The sequence below is a fragment of the Megasphaera vaginalis (ex Srinivasan et al. 2021) genome (assembly GCF_000478965.1).
Classification (GTDB): Bacteria; Bacillota; Negativicutes; order Veillonellales; family Megasphaeraceae; genus Megasphaera; species Megasphaera vaginalis.
Map to the genome: position 1 here is coordinate 39,300 of NZ_AWXA01000021.1, position 9,611 is coordinate 48,910.

General features: G+C 49.7%; 8 protein-coding genes. All 8 read left to right on the forward strand.

From position 1 onward, the window contains the following. The first annotated feature begins 4 nt into the window (after window positions 1-4). Window positions 5-976 carry a KpsF/GutQ family sugar-phosphate isomerase gene (locus tag HMPREF1250_RS04240; protein WP_023053392.1) on the forward strand — a complete coding sequence of 324 codons (972 nt, stop codon included), beginning with the start codon at window positions 5-7 and terminating at the stop codon, window positions 974-976. Then, entirely contained in the window at window positions 976-1,509 is a 534-nt protein-coding gene (locus HMPREF1250_RS04245) for a KdsC family phosphatase (RefSeq protein WP_023053366.1), read from the forward strand. The genes HMPREF1250_RS04240 and HMPREF1250_RS04245 overlap by 1 nt, the downstream gene beginning before the upstream one ends. Window positions 1,510-1,528: 19 nt before the next feature. Continuing rightward, the gene (locus HMPREF1250_RS04250) at window positions 1,529-2,443 is read left to right on the forward strand and encodes a lysophospholipid acyltransferase family protein (protein ID WP_023053382.1); all 915 of its coding nucleotides are present in this window, start codon (window positions 1,529-1,531) and stop codon (window positions 2,441-2,443) included. Further along, on the forward strand, window positions 2,444-3,004 hold the full coding sequence (gene lptC, locus HMPREF1250_RS04255) for an LPS export ABC transporter periplasmic protein LptC (RefSeq protein ID WP_023053374.1): 561 nt from the start codon (window positions 2,444-2,446) through the stop codon (window positions 3,002-3,004). Further along, window positions 3,001-3,729: an LPS ABC transporter substrate-binding protein LptA gene (locus HMPREF1250_RS04260; RefSeq protein WP_023053389.1), complete on the forward strand. Its 729-nt coding sequence runs from the start codon at window positions 3,001-3,003 to the stop codon at window positions 3,727-3,729. Before lptC ends, HMPREF1250_RS04260 begins: the two co-directional genes overlap by 4 nt. A gap of 15 nt (window positions 3,730-3,744) precedes the next feature. Next, window positions 3,745-4,464 (forward strand): LPS export ABC transporter ATP-binding protein, encoded by a 720-nt coding sequence (lptB, locus tag HMPREF1250_RS04265; RefSeq protein ID WP_023053371.1) that lies wholly within the window; start codon window positions 3,745-3,747, stop codon window positions 4,462-4,464. 18 nt (window positions 4,465-4,482) lie between these two features. Beyond that, the gene (locus HMPREF1250_RS04270; RefSeq protein WP_023053373.1) at window positions 4,483-5,571 is read left to right on the forward strand and encodes an LptF/LptG family permease; all 1,089 of its coding nucleotides are present in this window, start codon (window positions 4,483-4,485) and stop codon (window positions 5,569-5,571) included. A 439-nt stretch (window positions 5,572-6,010) separates the two neighbouring features. Then, window positions 6,011-9,611 (forward strand): TonB-dependent receptor domain-containing protein (locus HMPREF1250_RS04275; RefSeq protein ID WP_023053380.1); only part of this gene is annotated, 3,601 nt, incomplete at its 3' end.

The window sequence follows — 9,611 nt, forward strand, 5'->3', positions numbered from 1 at the left end:
AGTAGTGGATATATTAGAAGAAGCAAAAGAGGTTCTGCGCCAGGAAGCCAAGGGGATTGAAGCATTGATTCCGACGCTGAACCAAAGCTTTGTCAATGCAGTCAATCTGATTCTCGAAGCACAAGGGCGTGTCATTGTCACCGGAATGGGCAAGTCCGGTCATATTGCGAGAAAGGTTTCGGCGACGTTATCCAGTACCGGCACGCCGGCTCTTTTCCTTCATCCCGGTGAAGGCATTCACGGCGATCTGGGGATGGTTACGGGGCAAGATATTGTCATCGCTTTTTCCAACAGCGGTGAAACGATGGAAATTTTGAATATTCTGCCGTCGCTCAAGCGGATCGGGGCAAGACTGATTGCCGTCGTAGGGAGCCACAATTCGACATTGGCCAAAAATGCCGATGTCGTTCTCGACGCATCCGTTGAAAAGGAAGCCTGCCCCTTGGGATTGGCGCCGACGACAAGTACGACCGTTGCCCTGGCGTTGGGTGACGCTTTGGCTGTCGTTCTGCTTACGAGGCACCATTTTACGAAGGATCAGTTCGCCGTCTTTCATCCGGGCGGCGCATTGGGGCGTAAGCTCCTGCTCACTGTCGATAAAGTCATGCACCAGGGCAAGGACAATCCGTTGATTTCAGCAGACAGTACCGTCAAGGATGCCCTTTTCATGATGACGGAAAAAGGGCTTGGCGCCGTTTCCGTCATTGATGACGACGGCCGTCTGGCCGGTCTCGTAACGGACGGCGATGTGCGTCGCGGTCTGGAAACGGGGTCGAATTTCTTGCAATGGCCTGTCGATGCGATGATGACAAAAAATCCGCGGTGCATCACGCAGGGGAAATTAGCCGCCGAAGCACTGCATATCATGGAAAAAAATCAGCCGCGACCGATTACGGTTCTGCCCGTTGTCGATGATGACGGTAAGGCGGTCGGTATGGTACATGTAACCGATTTGCTTCGTCAGGGAGTCGTCTGATGGAAACGTGGCGGCATATTTCTTTGTTGGCCCTTGATGTGGATGGCGTATTGACGGACGGAACGATTTATTACGGTCCCGAAGGAGATGTCTTGAAAGGGTTTTCCGCCAGAGACGGCATGGGGATTTCCTTGGCCCGTGCCGCCGGTTTGAAAGTTGTTTTTCTTACGGGGCGGAAATCGCCGATGGTGGAACGCCGGGCGGCAGATCTGCATATTGATTATCTCGTTCAGGCAGCCGGCGACAAGTACGGTGCGTTGGCGAAGATACTGGTAAAAGAACGGTTGTCGTTCAATGACGTCGCTTATATGGGTGACGATCTGAATGATTTATCGCTTTTGTCGGGCGTTGCCTTTTCCGGTGCGCCTGCCGACGCCTGCGCTGAGGCAAGGGCAGCGGCGCAACTGGTTTCGACCCGTACCGGCGGGCACGGAGCGTTACGGGAGTTTGTCGAATATATCTTAAAAAAGCAAGCGCAGTGGGATGCCGTGCTGGAGCGATACCGTTCGGGATTTTCACCGTTGCGGCAGTAATGGAAGGGGAAGCGCTATCGTGTCAAATGGTTGGCAATATCATACCGTTCGAGCCGTAGGAAAATTTGTTTGTCTCTTTTCGTATTCAACGATTATCTCCTGGGGCAGAGCGTTGGGGCCGCTCATCGGCAAGGTCCTGAAAAAGCAGCGGAAGCGCGGCGTTTTTCATATCATGCGCGGGTTGCGCTGCAGCGAGGAGCGGGCTAATGAAATCATTGACGAGTTATTCCGTAACCTGGGACAATCGTTGATGGAAATATTGTATACGCCCCGATTGACAAGGGAAACTATTTCGGATTACGTCGTTCTCGATCATCCTGAACGATTAGAGGCGGCGCTGGCCGAGAATAAAGGCGTTATCGTATTGACCGGACACATTGGTAATTGGGAATGGATGGGTGCCGCTTTGGCGTTGTACGGCTATCCGACGACGACGATCGTAAAAAAACAACCCAATGACCAGGTAACGCGGTTTTTAAATGAAAACAGGGAGCGCATGGGATTGGAGGTCTTTGCTCGCGGCGGCAATGAAATGATCATTGCCGCCAGGGCGCTGAAGCGGAAAAAACTGCTCGGCTTTTTGGCGGATCAGGACGGCGGCTTCTATGGCGTTCCGCAGGTGTTTCTCGGCAAAATGGCTTCGACACCGCGTGGGCCGGCCATGTTTGCCAAACAGTTCAAGTCTCCTGTGGTCCCCGTCTTTGTCATTCACGATGAATCGCACCGTCACCGCGTCATTATCGGTGAAGCGCTGTATTACCGCGATACAGGCGACAAAGAAGCCGATATTGCGGCATTTACGAGGCAGCTGGCGGTTTTGACGGAGTCCTTTATTACGGATCATCCGACGGAATGGCTTTGGTTCCAGCATCGTTGGAGCACGGCTCCGGAAGAGATCGTCGCGCTGCAGAAGAAAGCGGAGGAACAGAACTGAATGATTGCGTACATGAAAAAAAATAAGATGCCCCTTCTTTTCGGCTGTACAATCATTTTGTTGGGACTTGCTTGGTATTTTCTGCTGGTGACGCCGTCGTCGGACGGAAATGCAAAGAAACCGGATCACCTCGTTGAGTTTCAGGGATCGGAACTGGAAGAACAGCAGGCAGGCCAACTGGTATGGCGTTTGACGGCAGAAAAAATTCAGATTGATACGGACACGAATACTGTTTATTTGACGAAGCCGCAGGCTGTTATTGTCGATGCGGATGGGACGGAAATCCACATTCATGCCGAAACGGGCATTGTCAGACGGAATGAGCAGGTTATTGAAATCAAACCGCCCGTTGCGGCGACAACTGACGCCAATGATGCATTGCAGACAGATGGCGCCGTATATTATAATATGAGCACACGTTTAATTTCAGGCGGCAAGGTTACGATCAACCGTCACGACGGGACAACGTTGGCCGGCGATGCGTTTGAAACGAATGCGGCACTTGATAACGTCACCTTGACAGGTCATGCCAAGGTAACGAAGGAAGAAGGGACAACATGAAAAGAAAGCTGCGCGATATTTACAAGGCAGTAACGGCTGCCGCGTTCCTGACGGTGCCTTTGGTAGCCGCTTGGGCGGCGGGACCGTCTATTTCGGTTACGGCCGACAGGCTTTCCTATGACGGTAAGACGCAAGTCGCTACGGCGTCGGGCAATGTCGTCATCGTTCGCGATCAGACGACAATGACGGGGGATACGGCCGTTTATCACCTGAAAACGGCTGAAGCGGACGTAGAAGGAAACGTTGCGGTAGAGCAGCCGGACATGCATTTGACGGCCAATAAGCTGCATTCGACGAATCGCAACTACGTCGTTGCGACGGGGGACGTGAAAGGCGTTTACCAAGATAAAAAAGTAAACGGCGATCAAGTGGAATATTACTTGGACCAGGACCGCAGTGTCGTTACGGGGAACGGATATTTGGAAGCGCAAGGCTCACAGATGTGGGCGGATCATATTGACGGCTGGTTCAAGAGCATTAAAGCCGTCGGTACCGGCAATGTTCATATCGAATCGCCGCAAGAACGGCTGTCGGCATACAGCGATCAGGCGACGTATACGCAGACGCCGGGTGTTAATGATGGCGTTATCTATTTACAGGGGAATGTGCAGGCAAGTCAGAACGGCAGTTCCCTAGTTGGCGATAAGGTGCAGATTCGGCTGGCAGACCACTCTGCACAGACCATGAGCCGTTCTACGATCGTCATCGTTCCTAATGAATCGTAAATCGGAGGAGCCGTCATGTTTATTCAGACCGACCAACTCGTAAAAACGTATAAAGAACGGCATGTTGTAGACGGCGTCAGTCTGCGCGTCGAACAAGGGCAGGTCGTCGGTCTGCTGGGGCCGAACGGAGCCGGTAAAACAACCACTTTTTACATGATCGTCGGCATCGAACATCCCAGCAAGGGAACGATCACGATTGACGGCCATGATATTACCGGTCTGCCTATCCACAAACGGGCTGCCTACGGGATCGGGTATTTGCCGCAGGAAGCCTCTATTTTTCGCAAGCTGACGGTGGAAGAAAATCTGTTGGCCATGTTACAGACGACGGAACTGAGTGAAAAAGAGCAGCGCGAAAAAGCGGCGGCGCTGATGGAAGAGTTTACGATTACCAGGCTGCGTGACCGACTGGGAATCCAACTTTCCGGCGGTGAAAGAAGACGCGTGGAAATTGCCCGGTGTCTCGTCATGGATCCCGCGTTTATTCTCCTTGATGAACCGTTTGCCGGGATCGACCCGTTGGCGGTCAATGACATCCAAGGTGTTATCGGCCATTTAAAAAAACGGGGAATCGGTGTTTTGATTACGGATCATAACGTGCGGGAAACATTAAGTATTGTCGATAAGGCGTATATTCTGAGTGAAGGAAAGATCCTTCTGGAAGGCGATCCGCAGATGATCGCCGAAAATCCGTTGGCAAGAAAATTTTATTTAGGTGAAAAATTTACGATGTAATGCAGACAGGATGGTAATATGCGCATATTAGACAAATACATATTAAAAGAATTTATCGGTCCTTTTTTGTTTGGCGTCTGTGCGTTTACCAGCGTTTTTGTCGGTACGGGGACGCTATACAGGATCGCCAATTTGATTAACCAATACGGCGCGTCTCTTTGGGCCGCGGCGCGGGTGCTGATCTTAGCCTTGCCGTCCATCGTCGTCGTGACTTTTCCCATGTCCGTGTTACTGGGCTCATTGATGGCCTTCGGCAGGCTTTCCGGATCCAGTGAAATCATCGTAATGCGTTCGGGAGGACAGAATTTTATTCGGTTGGCCATGCCCGTTTTTATTGCGGCGCTTATCATCTCGCTGGGAACGACGGCGTTTAATGAATATGTTGTGCCGAAAGCCAATAATGCGTATAATACGATCATTAACGAAGAGATTACAAAAAGCGTAGCGCCGGCGACGCAAGACCACATTATCTTGAAAAATATCAAGGGTTCCGATATTTCCAGCCTGATGTATGCCCGACAATATAATGCCGAGTCAAAGGAATTGCGGGACATTACGATTCAAGAATTTGAAAATGACGTGCTCATGCGTGTTGAAAAGGCAGATCGGGCCGATTGGGACGGCGAAAAGTGGGTCATGCATGAAGGTGTCATTTATGACGTTTCCGTCGGCCAGGAGGCGGCGCGGACGATGAAGTTCCGGAATCAGACCCTGCCGATTTCGCAGAAGCCCAATAAAATCAACGCCGCGCAGCAGTCTCCCGATGAATTGACAATTCGTGAATTGCAGGAACAGATCAGGTTGTTGGAAGAAAATGACGTCAATACGAATAAAATGAAGGTGGAAATGTACAATCGTTTTTCCATGCCCCTTGCCAGTTTGGTCTGCGCTTTTGTCGGCGCGCCGCTGGGACTTCAGAAGCAGCGCGGCAGCTCATCGATCGGATTTGGTATCAGCGTTGTCGTCATTTTTATTTATTATACGATCATGACCCTGGGGAATGCTTTGGGAAACGGCGGAAAAATACCTGCCGGGATAGCGGCTTTTCTGCCGGATATCATCTGCGGCATTGCCGGTATTTATTTGGTATATAAAAAGTCAAAATAAAGGATATATGAAGGCTATACTGCTTGATGAAAGCAGTATAGTTTTTTTTTATACGGGATAATGGAAGCGGAGTTTCATAAAACATTGAATTTTAGAACTGAATGGAGCTTTTTAGAACTAAATGGAGTAGAAAAATAATTAGGAGAAATTTATAATACAATCATATTGATAAATGATAATAAAAATCAAAAGAATGAAAGGAGCAACGAATGAGGAACCGATACGGCATAGCCCGGAAACAAACGGCGCTTATCTGTGCCGTCTTACTGTGGATGTCGCTGCCTGCCTACGGGGCAGATAGTCCTGCAGAGAGTGTCGGCGTTACGACGCGCGATATCCAGGTGCAGGCGGACGCGGCGCTGCCTCGGCCAAGTACGGCGCCGACGCTGTCGGCGGCGTCGTCAACGTCATTACGCGCAAACCGGCAAAATCGGCGGGAATGCAGGTCAATGTCGAAGGGCGGCGTGTCCGCGGTGACGGCGATTTGTTGCCGTATCCGAGTTTTTTCCTTCGCGCCGATTCCGGCCAGATCGGTAAAATGCGTTTTACCGCTTATGGCGGCAAGCGAGACATCATGCCGATCTATGACAATGCTGGTTTGCACCTTTTGCCAGAGAGCATTATTACGGCCGATCTGGGGACGTATAAAAATTCGCTCCGGTATTTTGGGACGGCTGCCAATGTCGGCGTAAGTGCGGAATATGACCTCGATGAAAACAATACGCTGGGATTACACGCCGATCATTATAAGGAAGATCTGAAACGGGACATCAAGCATACGAATATTATTTTCGAACCGTATCAGAAATTTAAACGGACAGCAGACAGGAACACGTATGGCCTCTCCTGGAAAGGGAAAAATAAGGGGAAGACCGACTGGAATGTGGAAATGAATTATTCCCGCATGAATGAAGACGATATTACTATTACCAGCGATGATAACAAGTCCATTTATGAAGGCAAAAATACGCTCAATTACATAGACGATATTGATCACCGTGAATATAATTTTAAAGCGTCGGCCAATACGCAGGTGAGTGATGAACATTTGCTTACCTATGGTTTCAGCTATACCGATGAACGGGGACGGGGAAGTCGGCTGAAGAATGCGCCGGATACGCATGTACGCCGCATTGATCCTTGGGATTACGACAAAAGCCTAGGCGTTCATGCAGAGACGGGAGAGCCGTCTTCGACTGTTCATAACCATCGGTTTGTTAAAGGTGATGACGGAATTCCCCGCTGGGATTCGGATTATGAGTATTACGGGTATGATAAAGCAGATCCTACGACCGTAGCGCCGGCATTTACCTATGCCGATTATTTGCGATATGCCGACGGCAGTACCTATGGGCCTTGGATTGCTGTGCAGCAAAATCCGGAGGACTATGCCAAATATGAGGCCTTTCGCAAGCAACTGTTGGCAGATCCGGCCAACCAGTCTCCCTGGGCCGATAAGGACCCCGTATTACCGGTGCGATATTATCGCGGATATTATGGAACCAAGCTGAACGGAAAGGAATTTAAAGAAGAATATCGCAACCGCGCAAATGAACAGACAATCGGTGAAGCCAAGATCCGTAAGGAAAGCTTCTTTTTACAGGATACCTGGCAAATGACAGATCGCATGATCTTGACGCCTGTTTTACGTCTTGATCATAGTAATCTCTTTGGGACCAATATAACTGCCAATATGGGCATGACCTACAATCTTGATGGTGTCGGCAAACGTCGCCTTAAAATGAACGCCGGTACAGGTTATACAGAGCCCGGCATGGGCGAACTCTATTATAACTGGGAAATGTACGGCGGCAGTCCCATGGGGTTGTCTGCAGGACGGTTGGGCTGGTATTGGACGGGAAATCCCGGTTTAAAGCCGGAAAAATCTTTCAATATAGATCTGTCCGTTGAAGGGGAGAATAAGCATACCTATGCAAAAGCGGGACTCTTTTATAATCGTATACACGACTATATGACAACCTATTTTACAGGAAATTTGCTCGATTTCCATCCTGAAATCAATGAGTCCAATCCGGCGGGCGCATGGAAGGTTTTAAATCCGCCCGATATGATTTATAGCTTTAAAAATATAGGCAAGGCGGAGATTTTCGGTATTGAAGCCGAAGCGGAACACAAGATGGGCAGTCATTGGAAAGCTAAGCTGGGGTACACGTATTTGCACGCCGTCAATAAGAGCGATCCCACGATGCCGCGACAACTGCTCGATAAGCCGCAGCATAAGGTTGATATCGGCTTGACCTATACCAATGATAAAAGCGGTTGGAGCGGTTCTGTCTGGGGCGATTACTATATTCATATGCTCGACAGCAATTCTGTGGCCGGCAAAGGAAATTATATGGTTTCCTATTCCGATCCGGATAATAAGCAGCGTTCTGTCATTAAATATCATTTTGCCGAAGGCGGCACGCAACGGTATGAAAAGAAGACATTTGGTTTGTGGAACATTTTGATTCAGAAGAAGATCGATAAAGACTCTCTCGTTTATTTCGGTATCGATAACATTTTCAATCATCACGATTATGAGAGAGCGCTGCAGGAAAGAGTCTATAAATTCGGTGTCAATATAAAATTCGGCTATCATCCTGCCGATCCGTCGCGGAAGGGGGCGCAACGTAGTCAGCCGATACAGGCTGATGGAGAAAATATCATCCTGCGTAAAGATATGAGCGCCCGCGATCCCCTGGCGGATACGGTTGCCGGACAGGGAGATTTCTTCATTACCCGGCCGTTTGATTCGGATAAGAAAGAAGGGATCAAGGTCTTGGGAGATTATCGCAGCCGATGGAACGCTTATACCGGGATGAGTCGGCCTTCTGCTACGGTAACGGCGGGATCTCACGTAGGGGACGTTGTTAAAAATATATTGGACAAAGGAAACCATGGTTTTGAACAGCGGCTTCGGCTCGGTGTGGATGTCCGGATCGGTGAAAACATGAATGTCACCGTCCTCGGCAGCGCATCCGGCATGAGCGGTGTCGACGCCGCTCATGACGTGACGGAAAGCAGAGGCTTGAATCGACGGCGCCTTGATATTGCTGATGTGACCGGGCATGTGAAAAAATGGGATTTTTCCGCAGGTCGTCTAACCGAGCCTATGGGGGTGACGGGGTATTGGTTTGGCAAGGAATTTGATGGAGCAAGGGCTGTTTGGACCGGTGAAAAATCACAAGTTCGTTTCGGCTATGGCACTTTTAAACACAGTACGGGGATTACCGATTCTGCTTATACCCGTGCCGTTCAAGAACCCTTTTACCGCGTGCCTACGGTTGCGGAATTTTTAGGAACCAAAGATGGGCAGATGGGACGGCCAACTTTCGTTATTGTTAAAGATGCCGGCCCGACAATTAATTTTTATCAGCAATTGGAAAAGGCAAAGACGGAAGCGGAGCAAGCGGCTATTGTCAAACGGATGACAGAACTTGTGCAGCAGGCGTATGGGGAAGAACTGAGGCCCTATTTGAAGGACATAGGTGTAAGCGGACCTGTTTTTACCTATTCATACGTGGATAAAAATCATGTGAAACAGCAGCAAGACGTGTATACAACGGTAGATAAGACAAGTATTTTGGATACAAGCTATATCGGCGCGCCGTCGGAAAAGGCCTATTTGCGAGAATGGATGGCCAAGGATGGGAATTTGGAAAAAGCAGCTAAGCTGTATCAAGCCCATTGGGAATCGATCAAGGCCCGCTTAGAGAAAAAAGGGGCAACGCAGGTACAGCCGGACGGAGGCGAGGTAACAGATTGGAAAGCCTTTGTTCGGGACCGGATGGCCGCTATGCCGGAGGCAACTCCGATGTCGGAAAACGTGGCTGTGATTGGACAAACCGTTCAAGATGAACACGGCAAATATCATTCGGAAATGGTCAAGACCAGTAATCGCGTATCGTCTTATTGGTATGCAGTGAAAATGGCTTTGGAATTTTCGGATCAACACAGCGAACTTCCCAGGGAAAAACTGGGACGTGTGACCGGACAAGTTGTAAAGGTAACCGGCACGGTTCTTCAACGTGACGCGA